At 69.6% G+C, this 22,228-nt stretch carries 16 protein-coding genes; 12 read left to right on the forward strand and 4 right to left on the reverse strand.

What is annotated here, in order from left to right:
• The first annotated feature begins 8 nt into the window (after nt 1–8).
• The 4 genes from ACFSXZ_RS25570 to ACFSXZ_RS25585 all read left to right on the forward strand — a co-directional run bounded on the left by ACFSXZ_RS25570 (nt 9) and on the right by ACFSXZ_RS25585 (nt 9,773).
• Nucleotides 9–5,927: an SDR family NAD(P)-dependent oxidoreductase gene (locus ACFSXZ_RS25570; protein WP_378267732.1), complete on the forward strand. Its 5,919-nt coding sequence runs from the start codon at nt 9–11 to the stop codon at nt 5,925–5,927.
• A complete protein-coding gene (locus tag ACFSXZ_RS25575) occupies nt 5,924–7,786 on the forward strand; it encodes a beta-ketoacyl synthase (protein ID WP_378267733.1) in 1,863 nt (620 codons plus the stop codon). The genes ACFSXZ_RS25570 and ACFSXZ_RS25575 overlap by 4 nt, the downstream gene beginning before the upstream one ends.
• The gene (locus ACFSXZ_RS25580; protein ID WP_378267734.1) at nt 7,780–9,339 is read left to right on the forward strand and encodes a PfaD family polyunsaturated fatty acid/polyketide biosynthesis protein; all 1,560 of its coding nucleotides are present in this window, start codon (nt 7,780–7,782) and stop codon (nt 9,337–9,339) included. The genes ACFSXZ_RS25575 and ACFSXZ_RS25580 overlap by 7 nt, the downstream gene beginning before the upstream one ends.
• An 83-nt stretch (nt 9,340–9,422) precedes the next feature.
• The gene (locus ACFSXZ_RS25585; protein ID WP_378267735.1) at nt 9,423–9,773 is read left to right on the forward strand and encodes a nuclear transport factor 2 family protein; all 351 of its coding nucleotides are present in this window, start codon (nt 9,423–9,425) and stop codon (nt 9,771–9,773) included.
• Between the two features lie 34 nt (nt 9,774–9,807).
• Here ACFSXZ_RS25585 and ACFSXZ_RS25590 read toward each other — a convergent pair whose 3' ends face one another.
• Nucleotides 9,808–10,860, reverse strand: a complete 1,053-nt coding sequence (locus ACFSXZ_RS25590) for an acyl-CoA dehydrogenase family protein (RefSeq protein WP_378267736.1) — start codon at nt 10,858–10,860, stop codon at nt 9,808–9,810.
• A 98-nt stretch (nt 10,861–10,958) separates the two neighbouring features.
• Here ACFSXZ_RS25590 and ACFSXZ_RS25595 point away from each other — a divergent pair, with 98 nt between their 5' ends.
• The gene (locus tag ACFSXZ_RS25595) at nt 10,959–11,873 is read left to right on the forward strand and encodes an AraC family transcriptional regulator (RefSeq protein ID WP_378267737.1); all 915 of its coding nucleotides are present in this window, start codon (nt 10,959–10,961) and stop codon (nt 11,871–11,873) included.
• A 28-nt stretch (nt 11,874–11,901) separates the two neighbouring features.
• Here the strand turns inward: ACFSXZ_RS25595 and ACFSXZ_RS25600 are convergent, their stop codons facing one another.
• From ACFSXZ_RS25600 to ACFSXZ_RS25610, 3 genes are read right to left on the reverse strand one after another with little or no spacing between them, the layout of a single operon-like run.
• A complete protein-coding gene (locus tag ACFSXZ_RS25600; protein ID WP_378267738.1) occupies nt 11,902–12,363 on the reverse strand; it encodes an SRPBCC family protein in 462 nt (153 codons plus the stop codon).
• 58 nt (nt 12,364–12,421) lie between these two features.
• Nucleotides 12,422–13,300 carry an AraC family transcriptional regulator gene (locus ACFSXZ_RS25605; RefSeq protein WP_378267739.1) on the reverse strand — a complete coding sequence of 293 codons (879 nt, stop codon included), beginning with the start codon at nt 13,298–13,300 and terminating at the stop codon, nt 12,422–12,424.
• A 46-nt stretch (nt 13,301–13,346) separates the two neighbouring features.
• Complete coding sequence (locus ACFSXZ_RS25610) at nt 13,347–14,042, reverse strand: GntR family transcriptional regulator (protein ID WP_378267740.1); 696 nt, start codon at nt 14,040–14,042, stop codon at nt 13,347–13,349.
• A gap of 98 nt (nt 14,043–14,140) precedes the next feature.
• Here ACFSXZ_RS25610 and ACFSXZ_RS25615 point away from each other — a divergent pair, with 98 nt between their 5' ends.
• The 7 genes from ACFSXZ_RS25615 (at nt 14,141) to ACFSXZ_RS25645 (ending at nt 22,208) form a co-directional block, all read left to right on the forward strand.
• Nucleotides 14,141–15,058 carry a fumarylacetoacetate hydrolase family protein gene (locus ACFSXZ_RS25615; RefSeq protein ID WP_378267741.1) on the forward strand — a complete coding sequence of 306 codons (918 nt, stop codon included), beginning with the start codon at nt 14,141–14,143 and terminating at the stop codon, nt 15,056–15,058.
• Between the two features lie 24 nt (nt 15,059–15,082).
• Nucleotides 15,083–16,024, forward strand: coding sequence for a VOC family protein (locus tag ACFSXZ_RS25620; protein ID WP_378267742.1), 942 nt, complete (start codon nt 15,083–15,085; stop codon nt 16,022–16,024).
• A 61-nt stretch (nt 16,025–16,085) separates the two neighbouring features.
• Nucleotides 16,086–17,036 (forward strand): alpha/beta fold hydrolase, encoded by a 951-nt coding sequence (locus ACFSXZ_RS25625; protein WP_378267743.1) that lies wholly within the window; start codon nt 16,086–16,088, stop codon nt 17,034–17,036.
• Between the two features lie 55 nt (nt 17,037–17,091).
• Complete coding sequence (locus ACFSXZ_RS25630; RefSeq protein ID WP_378267744.1) at nt 17,092–18,708, forward strand: bifunctional 3-(3-hydroxy-phenyl)propionate/3-hydroxycinnamic acid hydroxylase; 1,617 nt, start codon at nt 17,092–17,094, stop codon at nt 18,706–18,708.
• On the forward strand, nt 18,705–19,697 hold the full coding sequence (locus ACFSXZ_RS25635) for an amidohydrolase family protein (protein ID WP_378267745.1): 993 nt from the start codon (nt 18,705–18,707) through the stop codon (nt 19,695–19,697). Before ACFSXZ_RS25630 ends, ACFSXZ_RS25635 begins: the two co-directional genes overlap by 4 nt.
• Before the next feature lie 40 nt (nt 19,698–19,737).
• Entirely contained in the window at nt 19,738–20,682 is a 945-nt protein-coding gene (locus tag ACFSXZ_RS25640; RefSeq protein ID WP_378267746.1) for a fumarylacetoacetate hydrolase family protein, read from the forward strand.
• Nucleotides 20,679–22,208, forward strand: a complete 1,530-nt coding sequence (locus ACFSXZ_RS25645) for an acyl-CoA synthetase (RefSeq protein ID WP_378267747.1) — start codon at nt 20,679–20,681, stop codon at nt 22,206–22,208. Before ACFSXZ_RS25640 ends, ACFSXZ_RS25645 begins: the two co-directional genes overlap by 4 nt.
• The last annotated feature ends 20 nt before the right edge of the window (nt 22,209–22,228 follow it).

Consider the following 22,228-nt stretch of genomic DNA (forward strand, 5'->3'; position numbering starts at 1 on the left):
GGAATACTGTGAGCGACCTCTCGGACCGGCGGCTGGCGCGCAACCCGATCGCGATCGTGGGGATGTCGGGCCTGTTCCCGATGGCGCGCAACCACCGGGAGTACTGGCAGAACATCGTGGACGGCCGGGACTGCACCGAGGAGGTGCCCGCGTCCCGCTGGAGCCTCGACGACTACTACGACGCGGATCCGGACGCGCCTGACAAGACCTACTCGCGGCGCGGCGCGTTCATCCCGGACGTGGACTTCGATCCGCTGGAGTTCGGGTTGCCGCCCAACCAACTCGAAGTCACCAGCACCATGCAGACGCTCAGTCTCGGCGTGGCGCGGGACGTGCTGCGGGACGCGGGCGCCGACGGCGACTGGTACGACCCGTTGCGCACCGGTGTCGTGCTGGGCACCACCGGACCGGTTCCGCTGATGCATCCGCTGGCCGCGCGCCTGTCCACCCCGGTGCTGCGCGACGTCGTGCGCAGCTGCGGACTGTCCGAAGAGGACGCCGAGGAGATTTCGGCGAAGTACGTCAAGGCGTTCGCGCCGTGGGAGGAGAACTCGTTCCCGGGCCTGCTCGCCAACGTCGTCGCGGGGCGGGTCGCCAACCGGCTCGGGCTCGGCGGAATGAATTCGACGGTCGACGCGGCGTGCGCGGCGTCGCTGTCGGCGATCCGCACCGCCATCGCCGAACTGGTCGACGGCCGTGCCGACACGATGATCACCGGCGGCGTGGACACCGAGAACACGATCTTCATCTACCTGTGCTTCAGCAAGGTCGGCGCGCTGTCCAAGAGCGGCCGGATCAGCCCGTTCGACGACGATGCCGACGGCACGCTGCTCGGTGAGGGCATCGGAATGCTCGCGCTGCGGCGTCTCGCCGACGCACAGCGGGACGGCAACCGCATCTACGCGGTGATCCGCGGCCTCGGATCCTCCAGCGACGGCCGGTCGAAGAGCATCTACGCGCCCTTGGCGAAGGGGCAGCGCGTCGCGCTGGAGCGCGCGTACGTGGACGCGGAGTGTTCGCCTGCCTCGGTGGAGTTGTTCGAGGCGCACGCCACCGGCACCGCCGTCGGCGACCGCACGGAGCTGACCGCCCTCGGTGAGGTGCTGGCCGAAGCCGGGGCGGAGCGGCACGGCGCCGGACTGGGCAGCGTCAAGTCGCAGATCGGGCACACCAAGGGCGCGGCGGGCACGGCGAGCCTGATGAAGCTCGCGCTCGGCCTTTACCACCGCGTGCTGCCGCCCACGATCAACGTCGAGCGCCCGAACCACGCGGTGGACTTCGCCGAGGGCCCGTTCTACGTCAACGTCAAGACCCGCCCGTGGATCCGGGACCCGCAACGTCCGGTACGGCGCGCGGCGGCGTCGGCCATGGGTTTCGGCGGCACCAACTTCCATCTGGTGCTCGAAGAGCACGATCACGGTCCGATCCTGCACCGCACCCCGCGCGTGCACCTGTGGCACGCGCCCGATCCGGCCGCGCTGCTGGACTTGCTGACCTCGGACGCGCCTTCCTCCGACGGTGAACCGGTGCCCGCCGACCACGCCCGGATCGGGTTCGTCGCGGTGGACGATTCCGCCGAACTGCGTGCGCTGGCCGTCAAACAGCTGTCCAGTCTGTCCGATGTGGACGAATGGACGCACCCGCGCGGGGTCTACTACCGGCGTGGGGCAGTGCCGGACCTGAAGGTGGGCGCGCTGTTCGCCGGTCAGGGCAGTCAGTACCTGGACATGGGGCTGGAGGCGGCTCTCAACAACCCTGTCGTCGCGTCGACACTGGACGAGGCGAACGCGTCCTTCGAAGGGGCTTCGCCGCGCCTTGCCCAGGCGATCTTCCCGCCGCCGGTGTTCGAGGCGGACCAGCGTCAGCGGCAGGAGGCGACGCTGCGAGGCACCGACTACGCGCAGCCCGCGATCGGTGCGCTGTCCGCCGGGCAGTTCCGCTACCTGCGGGAGCTGGGGCTCGAGTGCGCGGGTTACCTCGGGCACAGCTTCGGTGAGCTGACCGCGCTGTGGGCGTCCGGAGCACTGTCCGATGGGGACTTCTTCCGGCTGGCGCGGGCGCGCGGCCAGGCCATGGCTCCGGCGGAGCCCGGATCCGAAGACCCCGGCACGATGGCCGCGATCGGGGCGTCGCGCGAGCAGGTGATCGAGATCCTGGCCGAGTACTCCGACGTGGTGGTGTGCAACCACAACGCGCCCGACCAGGTGGTCGTCGGCGGGGGGACGGAGGCGGTCGAGAAGGTGATCGCCGCCTGCGGCGAACGCGGGCTGACCGCCCGTCGGCTTCCGGTCGCCGCGGCCTTCCACACCTACTACGTCGGGCACGCGGTCGAGGCGTTCCGCCCGGCCGTCGAGGCGGCGCGCATCGGCGAACCGTCCGTGCCCGTCTACGCCAACTCGCCCGGCGCGAAGTACGGCGCGGATCCCGAGGCCAACGCGCGGACCCTGGTCGACCAGTTGCTGCGGCCGGTCGAGTTCGCCACCGCGCTGGAGGCGATGCGGGACGCGGGCTGCACGGTGTTCGTCGAGTTCGGTCCCAAGCAGGTGCTCACCTCGCTGGTGCGCCGCACGCTCGGGAACGAGGTCGTCGCCATTCCCACCGACGCCGGCCCCCTCGGGGACGGCGACCTCGCGCTCAAGCAGGCCGCGTTGCGCCTGGTGGTGCTGGGCGCCCCGCTCGAGCAGGTCAACCGCTTCGACGCGCCGGCGCAGGAGATCCCGTCGGCCAAACCCCACACGGTGCGGCTTTCCGCACCGGAATACGTGCCGGAAGCCCGGCGCGTCGCGTACGAGGAAGCTTTGAACGGAGGATATCGAGTGGCTCTCCCCGAACCGCCCGCCCTTTCCCGAGAGGTCACGCCCAGCCCGGCTCCCGCCACGACACCCCAAACCGTGCCGGTCCCGGCAGCCAGGAACGGGCTTTCCGCGCTGCAACAACATTTGACCGTCCATGCGCAGTATCTCGAAGGCCAGCTTCGCGTCGCCGAGCAGTTGGCTTCCGTCCTCGGACGTGGTGAAGTGGACGCCGCGCTCGCCCAGGCCGTCACGGCGGTGAAGGACCAGAGCGTGGCGATCGGGCAGACCCACACCCGGGCCAACGAGATCCTCGCCGCCCTGGCCGAGGTCGAACTGGGTGCCGGGCCGGTGTCCGATGTGGACGCCGAACTGCGGGCCCTGACCAGTCGTCCCGCACTGGCTCTGCCCGTGGCGCCCGTCCCGGCCCAGCCCGCCCCGCTGCCGGTGGCGCCGTCCGCTCCGGCTCCGGCCGTCTCGGCGCCGGCACCGGTTGCGCCCGCCGCACCGGTGGAGGCCGCGCCCGCGAGCGGTGTGCGTGAGGTGTTGTTGTCGGTGGTGGCGGAGAAGACCGGATATCCGGTGGAGATGGTGGATCCGTCGATGGATCTGGAAGCCGACCTCGGGGTGGATTCGATCAAGCGGGTCCAGGTGCTCGGCGCGGTGCAGGAGCAGGTGCCCGGGTTGCCGGACATCGGTCCCGAGCAACTGGGGGAGTTGCGGACCCTCGACCAGATCGTCGCCTACCTGGAGGGCTCCGGTGATGCGGACCCAAAAGCGCGTGACGCCGGGGTCGGCGAGCCCCGGCGAGGTGATCGGCTCGACGCCACCCCGCACCATCGCGTCGAACTGATCCGCCTTCCGCCCCTCGACCGGATCGACCCGGTTCACCGGGCCGATCCCGTCGCGGCGGTCTACGGCGCCGACCACACCCTGGCCGCCGCGCTGGAGGAAAGGGGCTGGACCGTCCATCGCGACGAGATGCCCGAGCGGGCGGACCTGTGCCTGGTCGTCCTCGACGCGGACCCCGGAGACTCCGCCTGGGCGGCCGCGACGGAATCCCTCTCGCGCACGATCCTGATCGCCGGGCAGGCCATCAGGCGGCTCGGCGGTCCGCGTCCCGCCTTCGTGACGGTGACCCGGCTCGACGGCGGCCTCGGCTGGCACGGTTCGTGCGAACCGGCCGAAGCACTGCTCGGTGGTGTCGGCGGTTTGGTCAAGACGTTCGCGGCCGAGGCGCCCGGTGTCTTCTGCCGGGCCGTGGACCTTCATCCGGATCTGCCGCTGGACGCGGTTCTCGACGAGTTGGACGACGCCGCGACCGACACGCTGGAAGTCGGCGTCGACGCCATGGGCAATCGCTGGACCATCGCGCCCAGCCGCCACGCCTCGGCCGGCCGGGTGTCCATTGTGGACCAGGAAGTCGACCGAGTCACCGTCGGCAGCGAAGACGTGCTGGTGGTGAGCGGCGGCGCCCGTGGTGTCACCGCCCTGTGCGTCCGCGCGCTCGCGGACCACACCTCCGCGGAATTCGTGCTCCTGGGCCGCACCGAACTCGCCGCGGAGCCCGAATGGGCGTGGGGTGTCCAGGACGGCGACCTCAAGGCGGCGGTCATCGCGAACACCCCCCGCCCGGTCCCGCGTGAGGTCGAGCGCCGGTACCGGGAACTGCTGGCGCAGCGGGAAATCCGGGCCACGCTCGGTGCGCTGGGCACGCGCGCCCGGTACCTCACGGTCGACGTGACCGACGAGACCGCGGTGCGTGCCGCGCTGGCCGATGTCGCTCACCGGGTCACGGGATTCGTCCACGGGGCCGGAGTTCTCGCCGACGCGCTGCTGCCCGACAAGACCGCCGAGCAGATCGAGCGCGTGTTCGCCGCGAAACTCGGCGGGGCGGCGGCCGTGCTCGCGGCTCTGGAGAAGGCACCATTGCGGCACCTGGTGTTCTTCACCTCGGTCGCCGGGCTCCTCGGCAACTCCGGCCAGGCCGACTACGCCACCGCCAACGAGGCGTTGTGCCGCCTGGCCGCGAGCCTGCGCACCCGTCACCCGGGCACGCAGGTCACCGCGATCGACTGGGGCGCCTGGGCTGGCGGGATGGTGACCCCCGAGTTGCGGGAGCTGTTCGCCGCGCGCGGGGTGCCGTTGCTCGACCCGGAGGTCGGCGCCCGCGCCTTCGTCCAGCAGTTCACCGAGGCACACCAGGACGAGACGTGCGTGCTCGTGGGCGCGGACGTGTCGCTGAGTTCCGCAAGCCGCTCCGGCGGGTCGGCGTTCACCGCGCGTCGCGACCTGGCGGGGCTGTCCGAGCAACCGGTGATCCAGGCGCATCGCATCGGCGCGCACGCCGTGCTGCCGGCCACGTTCGGCCTCGGCTGGCTCATCCACGTGCTCGAACGCGCCCACCCCGGCCTCACCGTGGTCGAGGTGCACGACTACCAGGTCCACAAGGGCATCGTGTTCGACGACCGCCTGCCCACCGGCCTGCGCGCCGAGGTGGAGGCGGGCGCACCGGACGGTGAACGGGTGAGGTTGCGTGCCGCGATCCGCTCCGATTCTGGTGGCGCACTGCCCGTTTCGCACTACGCCGCGACCTTCGTGCTCGCCCCGCAACCGGACAAGGCGCCGCGGACAGCGCTTCCCGAATTCGGGGAGGGACAGGACGCGGCAGAGATCTACCGCCAAGCGATCCAGTTCCACGGGCCGCGGTTGCAGGGGATGCGCCGGATCCTCGAACGGTCCGACGGGCGGCTGGTGCTCGAATGCCGCATCGACGACGAACCGCGCGGTGCCTTCCACGGGCGGCTGCACAGCCCGGTGCTCGCGGACCTGCTGCTGCAAGGACCACCGGTCCTGGGTAAGGAGATCCTCGGCGGGGCGTGCCTGCCGCTGGGCGTCGGCCGAGCGGAGTACTTCGCCCCGCTGCCGGACGGAGAGGCGTTCGTCCTCGTGCTCGACGACGTGCACGGCTCGGCCGCACAGGTGACCGTCACCGCGACCGCGTGCGACCGCGACGGCCTGGTCCGGCAGCGATTCACCGGCGTGACCGTGGTGTCCACACCGGACATGACGGAGAAGTTCCGCGAGTCCGTGCGCGGCTGGCGCGAAACCGAGGAAATCGAGGAACGAGCATGACTGTCCTGGAGTTCGTCGGCGAGCCGTTCGACGCGCTCGCCTGGGCGGAGCCTGACGAGGCGCCCTCCGAACCCACCGCGGTGCCGGCCGTTCAGGCACCACCCACGCGTGCGGCGGCCGACCTGGCACACGATCTTCGCAAGTCCATTATGGACGCTCATGTGAGTGCCCTGCGGGCACAGGAACGGATGCAACTCGCGCTGTTGCGGACGCCCCCTCCGGCGCCGTTGCGAGCGAGTACGGTCGACGAAGGCGCCTTCAAACCACTCGCCCGCACCCCGGTCACGAACCTTGACCGCGCTCACCTCGAACGCCTGGCGGAGGGCGCGATCGCGGACGTCTTCGGGCCCGCCTACGACCAGGGAGGCGCGAACCCGGACATTCGCCTGGGTGCGGGGAATCCGCTCGTCCTGACCTCGGCGACGCTGCGTCCCGACGGCGTCGCCGTGACGTGGGAGGGCCAGGACGGCGAGGAGGCCGCCCGGCAAGCAGCGCAGCTCTTCGCCCTTTACCTCGGCCTGCACCTGTGCCTGCCCGACGCGGTCTTCGCACACGAACCGCTGGCCCCCTTGCCCACCGGTCCGCTCGATTTCCACTTGACCGCCGCGGACCTCGTGCCCCGGCCGTGGCTTCGCCTGCACGGGCACGGCACCGACGTGGCCGTCACCGTCGAAGAGAAGCCGGGAACGCCCATCGGTCCCGAGCGCGGCGGCCAGGTCCCGGACCTGGGGCGCAAGGGAGCGCTGCTGAGCGAGTTCCACATGGCTCATCTGGCGCGTGGTGACCAGGGAATCGCGATGGGGCCGGAGTTCGCGCACTACACCGGCCGCAAGGCCACCCGCCTGCCGACCGGCGGACTGCTCCTGGTCGACCGGGTGGTGCGCATCGACGGTGAGCGCGGCAAGTTCGACCACGCCACCTACACCACCGAGTACGACTCACCCGCGGATTCCTGGTACTACGCCGAAACCGCCAACGACTCCATGCCCAACTTCGTCTACATGGAGACGTCGCTGCAGGCCGCGTTGCTCGTCGGGTACTACCTCGGACCCACACTGTCCACTCCGGAACGGACGATGAGCCTGCGCAACCTCGGTGGCACGGCGACCGTCCTGCGCGAGGTCGACCTGCGGGACAAGACGATCCGGCAGGAGTCGGAACTACTGTCCACCACGATCCTGCCCGGCTCTTCGCTCCAGAGCTTCGCCTACACCCTGTTCACCGACGGCGAGCCGTTCTACCGGGGCGAAACACTGTTCGGCTACTTCAGCGACGAGGCGCTGGCCAACCAGACCGGTCTCGACGCGGGGAAGTCCGTGCCCACCTGGCTGGATGAGCACCGTCCGGCGACTCGCCGGATCGACCTCGATCGCCGCCGCGCCGATCCGGCCGCCCGGTTGTGTTCCCGGGGCAACCTCACCCTGCTGGACTACGTGGACGTGGTGGACGGTGGCGGTCACTACGGCGAGGGCTATCTGCACTCGGTTCGCCGCATCGCGCCGGACGACTGGTTCTTCGCCCGCCACTTTCACCTGGACCCGGTGATTCCGGGCTCACTCGGTGTCGAGTCGGTCATCCACGCGATGCAGGAGTGGCTCCTTGACGCCGGACTCGCCGATGGCCTGCGCGATCCCGGCTTCATCGTGCCGGAGGGAAGCCCGTTCACCTGGAAGTACCGCGGTCAGTTCCTGCCGTCGGATGGTGCCTGCACGCTCGAGGTGCACTTGAAGGAGATCCGTCGTGGGCCCGGCCGGGTGCGCGTCACCGCGGACGCGAGCCTGTGGAAACCGGGTCTGCGGATCTATGAGCTGACCGATGTGGCCGTGGAGATCCGGGAGCAGGGTGCGCAGCCGTGGTGACGACGATCGAGACGGGTCTCGCGCGTGACGAGGCGAGCATCTACCGGGAACTGTCCACTTTGGATTGTCCGGTGTTCGTGGTGCGGGACGGTCAGGGCGTCGCCGTGACGACCGGTGAGCGGGCCGCGCGCGGTGCGCGGGTGCTGGCGGCGGTGCCACCGCTGCCGCCGGAATCCTTGGGCGAAGCGGAGTTTCGTCGCGCGCACGGCGTCGCCTACGCCTACCACGCCGGCGCGATGGCCAATGGTATCGCTTCGGCGGCCATGGTCGCCGCGCTGGCCCGTGCCGGGTACCTCGCGTCCTTCGGGGCGGCGGGGGTGGTACCGGCGAAGATCGACGAAGCACTGTCGCGAATCCGCCGGGACGCGCCGGGCAGGCCTTTCGCGTGCAATCTCATCCACAGCCCGAGCGAACCCGCGCTCGAACGGGCTATTGTGGACGCCTGCCTGCGGCACGAGGTCCGATGCGTCGAGGCGTCGGCGTTTCTCGACCTCACCCCGGAAGTGGTGCGTTACCGCGTCGCCGGGCTCACCCCGGGCGGTCCGGCGAACAGGGTGATCGCGAAGGTCTCCCGCGCGGAGGTCGCCGAGCATTTCCTGCGCCCGGCGCCGGACCGGATCGTCCGGCTGTTGCTGGAGCGGGGCGAGATCACCCCCGAACAGGCCGAACTGGCCCGGCAGGTGCCCATGGCCGACGACATCACCGCCGAGGCCGACTCCGGTGGGCACACCGACCGGCGGCCGCTGGTCGTGCTCGTGCCCGAGTTCCTGGCGCTGCGCGAGGAGATCCGGCGCGAGGCCGGTTACGACCAGGTCGTCCGGATCGGTGCGGCAGGCGGAATCGGGACACCGGCCGCCGCGGCCGCCGCGTTCGCCCTCGGCGCGTCCTATGTGGTCACCGGCTCGATCAACCAGGCGTCGGTCGAGGCCGACCAGTCCGAGGCCGCGAAAAGGCTGCTCGCGGCGGCCGGGGTCGCGGACGTGGAAATGGCGCCGTCGGCCGACATGTTCGAGATGGGCGTCGAGGTGCAGGTGCTCAAGCGCGGCACGATGTTCGCCGGCCGGGCCAAGCGCCTGTACGAGACGTACCGCCTCCACGACGGGATCGAGTCGTTGCCACCGGCACTGCGCGCGGAGTTGGAGCAGCGGATCTTCCAGCGGCCGCTGGAGGAGGTCTGGGCCGAGTGCGTCCGGTTCTTCACCGAGCGCGACCCCGCTCAGATCGAACGCGCCGAGGGCAGCCCGAAGCGGCGGATGGCGTTGATCTTCCGGTGGTACCTCGGGCTTTCGTCGGGCTGGAGCATCGCCGGAACGGCCGAGCGCGCGAGCGACTACCAGATCTGGTGCGGGCCCGCGATGGGCGCGTTCAACACGTGGGTCACCGGCACCTATCTCGCCGCCCCCGCGAACCGGCATGTCGCCGACCTCGCCGCGCAGATCCTGCGCGGAGCCGCCTTCACCGGCCGGATCGGTCAGCTCCGCCTGGCCGGGGTGCGCCTCCCGGCGGGCTGCGCCAGTTACGTGCCGAGCCCGCTCCCAGGAGGCGCACCGTGAGCACGGTCTGATCGGCTCACACCGTCGATCTGAATCCGGTGGCGGAGCCGGGCCGGGTCCGCAAGGCTGCGATGGTGACCGAAATGAATGCCGAAGCGGTTGTGCGTCGGCACGTGGAAGCCTTCAACGAGCGAGATCTCGATGCGTTGATGGCGGGTTTCACCGACGATTCCCGGTGGATCACCGGCACCTCCGTGGCGCGAGGCCGTGACGAGTTGGCCGAGCTCTTCGAGGGTGCGATGACCGGGTTGCCGCCGACCTTGGTGATCCACGACCTGCTTGCCGTCGGCGACCGGGCCGCCTGTCAGATGACCGAGACGCTGACGGTGGCGGGTCAGGAGCAGAGCTTCCCCATAGCGGGGTTCTATCGACTGCGCGACGGCCTCATCGCTTCGGCGAAGATCTACCGCGAGGGAAGCGCCGAGATCTCCTAGGCAGCGCACTGTCGGCGGACGCCCGAGCGCTCGTTCAGCCGGTCAGGGCCGTACCGTATCCCTCGACCGCGAGGTAGGGATTCAGGTGGGGATGCCGACTCCCGACGGCGATGTCCCGCCAGTATCGCTGTAGCACGTTGGCCGTGTCGAAGCCGCTCGCGCCGTGCAGGTCGAGCATGCGTTCCACGGCGGACCGGCAGTCGCGGGCGGCGTCGGCGAGATCCATGTGCAGGCGAGGACTGTCCTTTTCGGAAACCTCGGTCGTGTCGGCCTCGTGGGCGATCGCGAGCATGGTGCGCTCGGCCCGGTCCACGAGATGGGTCGCCTCCGCCAGCCACTGCCGGGCACCCGCGGACTCACCCATCCGCTGGTAGGTGGTCATGAACGGTTTCCGGTCCGAGGCGAACATCGCGCCGATCGCGTCCAGCGCGCCCAGTGCCGCGCCCACGACCGGGCCCAGCACCGTTATCGAGTACAGCATCAGATCCGCGGTCGTGAAGGGTGACACGGTCGCGACCCGCTCGGCCGGCACGAGGACGTCGTCGGCGACCACGGTCTGGCTGCCCGTGCCGCGCATGCCGGCCATGTGCCAGGTTCGCTCGATGGCGAGATCGGCCATGGGGACGGCGGCGAAGGAGAACACGCCGTCCACGAGCAGGCCGAGGACCGCCCACGCGGCGTCCTCACAGCCCGACACGTTCGCCCAGCGCCCGCTGATCCGCACCCCGCCCGCGCCTCGTTCACCCCGGCCATCCGGCTTGCCCGATCCACAGCACAGCGCGTCAGGGTCCGAGAAGAGGACTTCCGGCTCCGTGCCGCACCGGACGGCGATGTTCTTGGCCGTCAAGCATGTCCCGGCGACCCACGCGGTGGACGGACAGGCTCGGCCGAGACCGGTCAGGTACCGGGCGACTTTTGCCGTGCCCGCCCACGCACCGCCGTACTTCTCCGGCGTCCGTAGCGCGAGGAAGCCGCCGCCTCGCAGCGCTTCCAGGCTCTCCGCGGCCGGCCTGCCGCCCTGCTCGGTCTTCTCGGCATTGGCCCGCAGGACCTCGCAGGTCTCTTCCCGTGTTGCGTCATCGATCACGATGTGAACCCAACCATTTACCGGGCAGGGCGGGCCATACGCGAGCGGCACCGGTGCATACGCCCTTGTGCGCGGCGGCGCTGGCTAAGATCTCTGGTATGGACCTGATGAGCGAGGTCATCCGCATGGTCCGGGTCGGCCGCGTGAGCAGTCGCCTGATCAGGCATTCCGACCCGCGGGGAGTCAGGTTCCCGGCCTTCGCGGGCAGTGGGTTCCACATCGTGCTGGCGGGCACCTGCTGGTTGATCACCGAAGACCAGCGACCTGTCCCGTTGCGGCCGGGTGACATCGTGCTCGCCTCGGCGGGCGCCCAGCACGGGCTCGCCCGGACCCCCCGGGCGCTGGCCGACCTGCCGCCCTCGGCGATGGGACCGATCCCGCCCGCGCCGGGGCCGTGCGACTTCGAGTTCCTGTGCGGTGCCTACTGGTTGGAACACGGTCGTGCACCCCAGTACCTCCGCGCGTTGCCGGCCCTCATCGCGGTGTCGCCGGACTATGACCGGTACCCCGGAATGCGGACGTTGGCCGAACTGCTCAAGGCGGAGGCGGGCCAAGCACGTCCGGGCAGCGCCGCGACCTTGCGGTCCCTGCTGGATCTGATCCTGGTCCAGGTACTGCGGCAGTGGCACGAACAGCACGGCACCATGCCCGGCACCGACGACCCCGCCGTCGCCGCCGCGCTGCGGCAGATCCACGACCACCCGCATCGTCAGTGGACCGTCGGCAGGCTCAGCGACGTCGCCGGACTGCCGCGCACCGCGTTCACCAGGCGGTTCACCACGCTCGTCGGCCAGCCGCCGATGAGTTACCTGATCAACTGGCGGCTCGGCCGCGGCGCCCTCCTGCTCCGGGAGACCGACGCGTCGCTGGCCACCATCGCACGCCAGGTCGGATACTCGACCGAATTCGCCTTCTCCAGCGCATTCCGTCGCGAGTACGGTGTCGCCCCGAGCCAATTCCGGCGGGCGTCGTCCGCGATGCCCATGGCCGAGGTGCCCGCGACCCCCGAATGAGACTCGTCGCCCGTCGCGAGAGGATCGGCTAGCTGCTGAGACCTGACTGCTCTCCCGCGTAGAGCGCGAGGCCGTCGGCCTCGCGCTGCATGACTTGCCGCATCACGCGGTTCATCAGCGGGCGCAGTCCCCAGCGGGCGGTATAGGTGCCGTGCCAGTGAATGACCGTGCCACCGTTGCCCGTGGGCCGGAGATCGACGGTGGCACGGTAGTCGCGGATGGCCCAGTTGAAGGCGTCCTCGTAGGTCAACTGTTTCTCCTCGATGAGCCCGGTCAACCGCTCGCCGGTCACCACCGGCCCGGTGCGGAACGCGCGGACCGCGCCCACGGGATCGCGGCCATCGGGATCGAGCCCGCTGGAACGTTCGGTCACCAGTGCGTCGACCGGCGACCAGAGGGGCCAGGTGCGTGCGTCGACGAGTAAGCGCCACACGACATTCGGCGGTGCTGCCGAAATCGCGGTCACGTCGTAGCTCAATATGCTTGACACGGCCAGAAACTAGGCGACGCGAACGGCCGGGGCCATGCGCCGGATTGCTCACCTGCGATCAGATCTTGCGGTACTCCGACGGCCGCACGCCGACCTGATCGAGAAACGCCGCCGACAGCGCTCCCGGGCTGCCGAAACCGCACTGCGCGGCGATCCGGTCGAGCGTGAGGGTGCCCTCGGACAGCAGCCTTCGCGCTCGTTCGATCCGCAGCCGGGTGAGAAACCGGTGCGGCGTCTCGCCGGTCGCCGCCCGGAAGACGCGGATGAAGTGGTACACACTCAGGTGGACCTCGGCGGCGATGTCGGCCAGCCTCAACGGTTCGGCCAGCCGGTCGCGCATGACGGCGATACCCGCGCGGACGGCCGCGTGCTCGGGCCCCGGCAGGCGTTGGTGCCGGCCCTGGGTCAACAGGTGCGTCGTCAGGAACGCCGCGGCGGACTCGGCGTAGAGATCGTTCGCACCGTCGGCGACGGGCAACGCGCGGACAAGGTGTTCGAGGATCGGATCACCTGTGCCCACGGCGGCCGACAGTGCTTCGAAGTCCGGTTCCGGACCACCCACTCCAGCCGCGACCCGGGCGACCGTCGCCGCCGGAATGTGCACCTGGATGGTCCGCATCGCGGTCGTCGCCCGGTATTGGCGCAGGCTCGCCTGGCCGGGCACCATGAGCTCCAGTTCGCCGGGCACCCAGCGCCGGTGCACCGGTTTCCCGTCCGCGCGCGTCCGCATGACGACGTCTCCGGCCACGCAGAGCACCAGATGCAGATCGGCCACCCCGGGCAACCGCAGTTCGTCGGCCTCGGGCGCGTGGTCGAAGCACTGCACGAGCAGCGACCGCCAGTCTCCGTCACCCCAACTGCAATAGGTACGCCGCACGTGCCGCGGCATGTCGAAGTCCGCATACGGCCGCAGATCGAAGTCAGACGTGTCGAACATCGTCCGAGCCTAGTAATGCTTGCGACACCGGCACCCGCGCCGTTGACTACGGGGCCGGCTGGTCGGCCGCGGTGCGGGCCGAGATCAGCAACTCGGTGGTGCGGCGGATATGCGTCTCGGTGAGCTTCGCGGCCAGGTCGGCGTCGCGGGCGATGGCCGCCTCCATGATGTCGCGGTGTTCACCGGCGATGTCGCGGTGGGTGCGGTTTTGTTCCGGCCACGACCAGCAGCGGTACACCTCGGCGATCGAGCGGAGCCGGGCCGCGGTCTCGACGAGGTACGCGTTGCCGCAGCCGTTCAGGATGGCGATGTGGAAGGCTTCGTGTGCGGCCAACCACTCTTCGGAGACGTCCTCGCTCGATGCGGCTTCATCGCCGATGCGGGCCAGCGCGTGGTGTTTGGCGACCACTTCGGCCTCCCAGGCGATGTCGCCGCGGGCGACCGCCTGCCGTGTGATCAACGTGTCGATGGCGACACGGGCTTCGGTGAGCTGTGACAGGCGTTCGACCGAGACATCGATGACCCGGAACCCGAGCTGCGCCTCGGTCGTGGCCAGCCCTTGCTCGACGAGGCGGGGGAAGACTTCGCGCAGCACGCCGGTACTTACCGCGTAGCGACGGCCAAGGTCGGTGAACCCGAGCCTGGATCCCGGGGGAAGCCGCCCGTTGAGGATCTCGGCCCGGATCAAGCCGAGGACGACGTCCGCGCGGGTGGGGCTGGAGGACCGGCTACGGCGTACCATGTCGGCATTCTACCAAAGTTGCGGAAGTTGATCGGCCACGATGGACCGGTGCATAATTTCGAAATGATGTTGACTTTTCTGTATTGCGATGGAATCTTGTGAGGAGCACCACGGCTCCGGCCGTCGCCCTGGCGGCCTCGTCACAGGAAGGCAAGCGAGTGCGCATCGCAACCCGGTCCGGTCGGACGGTCCTGATCTCTCCCGACACCGCGTCCCTGGTCGACGTCACCGAAGCCAGCCAGGGGCGGTTCAGCCCGGACCCGCGTGAGGTGTACGACGCGTGGGACGAGTTCGCCGGCTGGGCCGCGGACGCCTCGATCGATTTCGCCGCCGACGGCGTGCCGGTCGTGCTGGATGAGCTCGGTCCGCCATCGCCCGACCCGCGACAGGTCTTCGCGATCGGTCTCAACTACCGCGACCATGCCGACGAATCGGGTCTGGGATATCCGGACTCGCCAACGGTCTTCACCAAGTGGACCGGAAGCTTCGCGGGTCCGGGGGGCGAACTCGTGCTCCCCGCGGCGACCGTCGACTGGGAGGCCGAACTCGTCGTCGTCATCGGGCGGCGTGCCGAGCGTGTCGCGGCGGCCGACGCCTGGTCGTACATCGCCGGACTGACCGTCGGGCAGGACTACTCCGAGCGCGCGCTGCAGCTTTCCGGCCCCGCCCCGCAGTTCTCGCTGGGCAAGTCTTACCCCGGGTTCGCGCCACAGGGCCCGTGGCTGGTCACCCCGGACGAGTTCGGTGACCCGGACAACCTCGTGATCGAGTGCCGGATCAACGGCGAGACCATGCAGAAGAGCGCGACCGATCGACTGATCTTCTCGGTGCCGAGCCTGGTGGAGCAGCTGTCGTCGGTCCTGCCGCTGACCCCGGGCGATGTGATCTTCACTGGCACACCCGCCGGTGTCGGCGGCACCCGCAAGCCCCCTCGGTTCCTCAAGGCGGGCGACGTGGTCGAGACGACCATCGAACGCATCGGTGCCCTGCGCCAGGTCTGCGTCGACCCTCACTGACCACCCGACCGGAAGGGACCTCTCGTGCCGCTGCACAGACTGACCAGCATCACCCTGGGTGTGCCGGACGTTCCGGCCACCGCCGCCTACTACACGGACTTCGGCCTGACACCCGCCGCCCCATCCCCCCATGCGCCGGACGTCGCGCGGTTCGGCACCGTCGACGGCGGCGAGCAGTTGACGATCGCCTACGCGCCCCGTCGCCGGCTGCTCGACCTCGGTGTCGGAGTCGACGATCCGGACGACCTCGACCGTGTGGCGCGAGCGATGGAGCGGCTGGGCATCGAAACGGTGCGCTCTCCTACGTCGGTGGAAGCCTTCGACTCCGGTACGCAGGTCCGGGTGCGAGTGGAACTCGCGCCGCACCTGGAATCCGAGCCGGTGCCCGCTCCGGTCTACAACGCGCCGGGCGCGATCGCGCGCGAGAACGCGCGAGCCGAGGCGGTGGTACGGGAAGGCCGAGTCCGGCCGCGCAAACTCGGCCACGTCGTCCTGGGCTCGACCGACCAGGAGGCGTCGCAACGGTTCTTCACCGAAGGCATCGGCTTCAAGGTGAGCGACCTGGTCAAGGACGCGGCCGCGTTCCTGCGGTGCTCGACCGACCACCACAACCTCCTCGTGCAGAAGGCGCCGATCAACCTGCTGCACCACACGTCGTGGCAGGTCGACGATGTCGACGAGGTAGGCCGTGGCGCGGCGGCGATGCTCGAGCAGGACCCGGAGCGGCACGTGTGGGGACTCGGACGGCATACGATCGGGTCCAACTTCTTCTGGTACCTCAAAGACCCGGCCGGCAACTTCTCCGAGTACTACTCCGACATCGACTGCATCGTTGACGACGCCCTGTGGAAGCCGGGCGTCTGGGAAGGGATGCGGGCGCTGTACCAGTGGGGCCCGCCGCCACCGCCCTCATTTCTCGCGCCCGAAGACCTGGCCGCGCTCATGACCGGATCACACTCCGCGTGAGGCGTCCAAGCGCTCCGACTTTCCGGCCCGACGGAGGGCCACACAACAGTAGGGAGACCTGATGACCGAGCAGGTGACGCCAAGGGCGCGGAACGTCTTCGTCCCGCACGCGTTCGCCGAGAAGCAGGTCGACCTGGGCGAGGTCGTCCTCAACTACGCCGAGACCGGCACACCCGGCAAGCCCGCGCTGCTCCTCATCCCCGAGCAGACGGGGTCGTGGTGGAGTTACGAGCAAGCCATGGCTCGTCTCGCCGGGGACTTCCACGTGTTCGCCGTCGACCTTCGGGGCCAGGGACGCAGCACGTGGACGCCCAAGCGGTACAGCCTCGACAATTTCGGCAACGATCTGGTGCGCTTCATCGCGCTGGTCATCCGGAGGCCCGTCATCGTGGCGGGCTGCTCTTCGGGTGGGGTGCTCGCGGCCTGGCTCTCCGCCTACGCGATGCCCGGCCAGATCCGCGGCGCATTCTGCGAGGACGCACCCCTCTTCTCTTCGGAACTTGCCCCGGCCTACGGGCATTCGATCCGCCAGGGCGCCGGTCCGGCGTTCGAATTGCTGTGCAAGCATCTCGGCGATCAGTGGTCAGTGGGCGACTGGGCCGGGTTCATCGCAGCCGCCAAGGTGTCCTCGTCCAAGGTCGTGCGCTTCTTCGGGACGTCCGGGGAACCGCCACAAAACCTCAAGGAGTACGACCCCGAATGGGCGCGTGCTTTCGTCGAGGGCACGGTCGCCCTGCACTGCCCGCATGAGCGGATGCTGTCCCAGGTGAAGACGCCCGTGCTGATCACCCACCACGTGCGCATGACCGACCCGGACACCGGCGAGATGCTGGGTTCGTTCTCCGACCTCCAGGCCGAGAAGGTCCAGGCGATCATTCGCGGCGCGGGCGTCCGGGTCGACTACGAATCGTTCCCCGACATGCCGCACGTGATGCACGCCGGCGACCCGGCCCGTTATGCCGAGGTCCTGACGGCCTGGGCGGCGAAGCTTCCGCCGGTCGAGGGCGCATGAACGCCGGATTCGCGGCCGGTTGTCCTGTGCCTGACTGAACACGAGGAAGGGACCCATGCGTTTCAATGAAGCGACGCCTCTTTACGACGTCATCGTGGTCGGTTACGGGCCGGTCGGGCAGGTCCTCACCAACCTCCTGGCGCGCGACGGCCACCGGGTGGCGGTGATCGAGCGCCGGCCGGAGCTCTATCCGCGGCCCCGGGCGGCCCATTTCGACCATGAGATCCACCGCACCCTCGACCGGCTGGGTGTCGTCGCCGAACTGGGCGAGGACGTGGTCGGGATGCGTAGCTACGAATGGCGGGGCGCGGACGGTGAACTGATCCTCGACCTTGATGTCGGCACGCTCGCCGCCAGCGGTCACGTGTTCAGCCACCTCTTCTACCAGCCCAGCCTCGAACGGGCACTGCACGAGCGGGCGCTGCGCGCGCCGTCGGTGGACCTCCTGCGCGGTTGGGAAACGATCTCGGTTGCGGAGAGCGACGAGATGGTGACCGTCACCGCCGAGCGGACCCGTCCCCTCGGGACGGGTGAACTCGAACTCACGGGAGAGCGCACCGAGCTCCGGGGCCGGTTCGTGGTGGGCGCCGACGGCGCGAACTCGCGGGTCCGGGCGCTGTCCGGCATCGGCGAAGACGACCTGGGCTTCTCCGAGCACTGGCTCGTCGTCGACGTCGGTTTCCCCGACCCCGGCCTGGCCGAGCGGCTCTTCACTCAGCTCGGTGACTCCTGCCAGTGGTGCGATCCGCGTCGTCCGCACATGTCGGTGCGCGTCGGCCGGTTCCGCCGGCGCTGGGAGTTCATGCTCCTGCCCGGTGAGGACCCGGCGGAGTTCGCCACGGACGACGCGGTGTGGCGCATGCTGGAGCCCTGGGCCGGGCCCGCCGACGCGGTGCTGGAACGCCACGTCGTCTACCGGTTCAGCTCCTCGCTCGCCAAACAGATGCGCATGGGCCGCATGCTGCTGGTCGGCGACGCCGCCCATGTCATGCCCCCGTTCATGGGGCAGGGGCTGTGTTCGGGTCTGCGCGACGCGGCCAACCTTTCCTGGAAGCTCGATCTCGTCCTCCGCGGGATCAGCGACGACTCGCTGCTCGACACGCTGACCGAAGAGCGGTACGAGCAGAACCTGCGCACCATCGAGGTTTCCATGCGGATGGGCCAGGTGAGCTGCACGCTCGACCCCGCGGCCGCGCGTGAACGGGACGAGGCGTTCCGGACCGGCCGCACACCGCCGCCGGAGCCGATGCCGGGGCTCCGGGGAGGGATTCGCCACCGGCCGGCCGGCACGGACTCCGACCCACTGGCCGGATCGCTCGCCGTGCAGGGGCTGATCGGCGGCGACGGCAGGCACGGGCTCGCCGACGCGGTCGTCGGAGACGGGTTCTGCCTGATCACCCGGCACGGTGCCGATCTGGGCGCCGTCGGCGAACTCGGGATCCGCATGCTCTGCCTGGACCCGGACCACCCGGACGGTTACACCGATCTCGACGGCCGGCTGACGGCCTGGCTCGACGAGACGGGATCCGAGGCCGTCCTCGTCCGCCCCGACTTCTACGTATTCGGCCGTGCGTCCACGGCCGCGGACACACCCGCGCTCCTGGCCGACCTCCGCGACCAGCTCCTCACCGGCCGGAACTCACCCGTTGCCACCCCCATGGAGGCTCGATGACCAGCAGTACAGCCAAGTCCCGCACCGGGGGTGTCCTCGGTGTCGCCGAGGGTGCGATCGACGTCCACACCCACTTCCTGCCGACCGCGTACCGACGGGCGTTGGAGGGGCTGGCCGCGCTGCCGGACAACATCCCGCGCCTGCCCACCTGGAGCGCCTCCGAGCAGATCGCGGGCATGGACACGCTCGGCATCGCCACCGCGATCCTGTCGGTCTCCTCGCCGGGGGTGCTCCTGCCCGGCCGAGAGGCCACGGTGGCGCTGGCGCGGTCGGTGAACGACGCGGGCGCCGAGACCGTGCGCGACCGGCCCGACAGGTTCGGCCACCTGGCGTCGTTGCCGCTGCCGCACGTCGAGGAGTCGCTGCGCGAGCTCGAACGCGCGTACGACGAACTCGGCGCTGACGGGATCACCATGATGACCAACTACGCGGGCCACTACATCGGCGACCCGCTGTTCCGTCCCGTGCTGGAGGAACTCGACCGCCGCGCGGCCGTCGTCCTCGTGCACCCGTGCGCGCCGCCGCATGCCGAAGCCGTCTCGTTCGGCCGGATGATCCCGATGGTGGAGTTCCCGTTCGAGACCACCAGGGCGTTCATCGATCTGGTGCTGGGTGGAAGCACCCGCCGGTTTCCCCGTCTCCGGTGGATCGTCTCGCACGGCGGCGCCGCCCTTCCCCTCCTCGCCGAGCGCGTGGCCTGGACGACGGGCTTGATCGGGGGCGACGTCGCGGGTGACGACGTGCACGCGGAGTTCGCCAAGCTGTACTACGACCTCGCCGGCACGGCGTTGCCGGCCCAGCTTCCCGCGCTGCTGTCCTGGGTCGGCGGCGAGCGCGTCCTCTACGGCTCGGACATGACGTTCACCCCCGGCGAAGCGGTGATCTCTTTCGCGGAGCAGTTGAGCACCACCGAGCACCTGTCCGGCATGTACCACGACGTCATGCGTGGACGCGCCGAACTGCTCTTCCCGCGGGTCGCCGCGCGATGACCGCGACCATGTGGACCGGTTTCGGGATCGAGGGAATCTGATGCGCGTAGCGACTGTGGAGGAACCGGACGGCACGATCCGGTGCGGCGTCGTCGACGGCGAGACGCTGTGGCGCCTGCCCGCCGGGACGACCGTGCTGGACCTGTTGCGGACCGGCACGCTGTCGGCGGCGCAGGCCGACGCCAACGATCCCGTCCCGTTGGAGGGCCGGCGGTTGCTGCCACCCGTCGAGGCGCCGAGCGTGCGCGACTTCATCGCGTTCGAGGAGCACGTCGAAGGCATCGCCGGCGCCATCGACGAGGCCTGGTACGCGGCACCCACCTTCTATTTCACCAATCCGTACGCGCTGGTCGGCGCGAACGACGACGTCGCGGTGCCCCCCGGGTGCGCCCGTCTGGACTTCGAACTCGAGGTGGCCGCCGTCATCGGGACCGCCGGTTCGGAGCTGAGCCCGGAACAGGCCCGTGACCACATCGCCGGCTATACGATCCTCAACGACTGGTCCGCGCGTGACCTCCAGTTCCGCGAGATGGCGGTACGGCTCGGCCCCTGCAAGGGCAAGGACTTCGCGACCACGCTCGGGCCCGTCCTCGTCACCGCGGACGAACTCGAACCGTACCGCGACGACAACGGCTTCCTGAGCCTCGGCATGACCGTGTCGGTCAACGGCGCCGAGATCGGCAGCGACCTGCTCTCGAACATGTCCTGGCCGTTCGAGGATCTCGTCGCGTACGCCAGTCGCGGCACCACGGTCCGTCCTGGAGACGTCCTGGGCTCCGGCACCTGCGGCAACGGCGGCTGCCTTGCCGAACTGTGGGGCCGCGGCCGCGACGACCTCCCACCGCTCAAGCCCGGCGACGTCGTCGAGATGACCGTCGAGGGGATCGGCACGATTCGCAACACCGTCGTCGCCGGTCGCGATCCGCACCCGATCCGTCCCGCCCGATCCCGGCCTCGGACCCGGCCCGCCGGTGCCCCGGCATGACGGCGCGATTGGTCGCGGGTGAGCGTTCACTGGCTCCAGCGGAACTCGATGAACAGGTGCGGCGCGCTGCCATCGCCATGGCGAGCGCCGGGATCGAAGCAGGAGACACGGTCGGCCTCTTGCTGCGTAACGACTTTCCCTTCTTCGTCGCAAGCCTCGCGGCAAGATGGCTGGGCGCTTACGCGACTCCGGTGAACTGGCATTCGACGCCGGACGAAATATCCTATGTCCTCCGCGACAGCGGCGCGAAGATCCTGATCGGACATACCGATCTCCTGTCGCCGCTGACGTCGCTGACCGGACTCCCTCCGGTAATCGAGGTCAGTGTTCCTCGAGACATCGCCGCCGCCTACGGGCTCACGCCGGGTGGCACCTTTCCCAACGGCACGCACTGGGACGACTGGCTGGCCGGGGCGCAGGGAGATCCGCCTACGGCATGGCCTTTCGGGCTGTCCGCCATGATCTACACCTCGGGCACGACCGGACGGCCCAAGGGGGTGCGACGCGCGCCGTTGACGCCAGAAAACGACTTCGCGCAGCAAGCAATTTTCGAAGCCGCTTACGGTTTGTCCGCGGACCAGCCGATGGTCGTAATGATGACCGGGCCGATGTATCATTCGGCGCCGAATTCCTATGGCCTCACCGCGGCCGGTTCGGCGGAGAAGATCGTGTTGCAGCCGCGTTTCGACGCGGAGCGATTACTCGAACTGGTCGAACGGCATCGCGTCACGCACATGCACATGGTCCCGACCATGTTCGTCCGGTTGCTCAAGCTGCCGGAGGAGGTCAGAGCACGATACGACCTCTCGTCGCTTCGCTTCGTCGTGCACGGAGCCGCGCCGTGCCCGGTGGATGTGAAGCGGAGGATGATCGGCTGGTGGGGTCCGGTGATCCACGAATATTACGGTTCCACCGAGACCGGACTGGTGACCGTGCATGATTCGGCAACCGCCCTGGCCCGGCCAGGGACCGTCGGGCGCGCACTGCCCGGGGTGACCGTGCGCGTGCTGGGGGAGGAAGGTCAGCCGTTGCCGCCCGGTGGTGTCGGTGATGTCTACGTACGATCGATCGCGGTGCCGGACTTCACCTATCACGGCCGGGAGGACGAGCGTGCCGCCATGGAGCGCGGCGGGTTCATGACCGTCGGCGATATCGGCTGGCTCGACGAGGACGGATACCTCTTCCTGTGTGACCGGCGCCGTGACATGATTATTTCCGGAGGCGTCAATATCTATCCCGCGGAGATCGAGGCCGCGTTGCTGGCGATCGCCGGCGTACGCGATTGCGCCGTGTTCGGCGTGCCCGACGACGAGTTCGGCGAATCGGTATGCGCTTGGATAGAACCGGATGAGGGTGTGACGTTGACGAAGGAAAACGTGTGTGAAGAATTGGCGACAAGGCTGTCGAGATACAAACTTCCGAAGGTGGTCGAGTTCGCCGCCGAGTTGCCGCGCGAGGATTCCGGAAAGATCTTCAAGCGTCGCCTGCGCGAGCCGTACTGGTCAGGCGCCGACCGGACGATCTGAGGGGGAGTCAGGTGGCGTCG

The sequence above is a fragment of the Amycolatopsis pigmentata genome, assembly GCF_042684065.1.
GTDB lineage: Bacteria > Actinomycetota > Actinomycetes > Mycobacteriales > Pseudonocardiaceae > Amycolatopsis_E > Amycolatopsis_E pigmentata.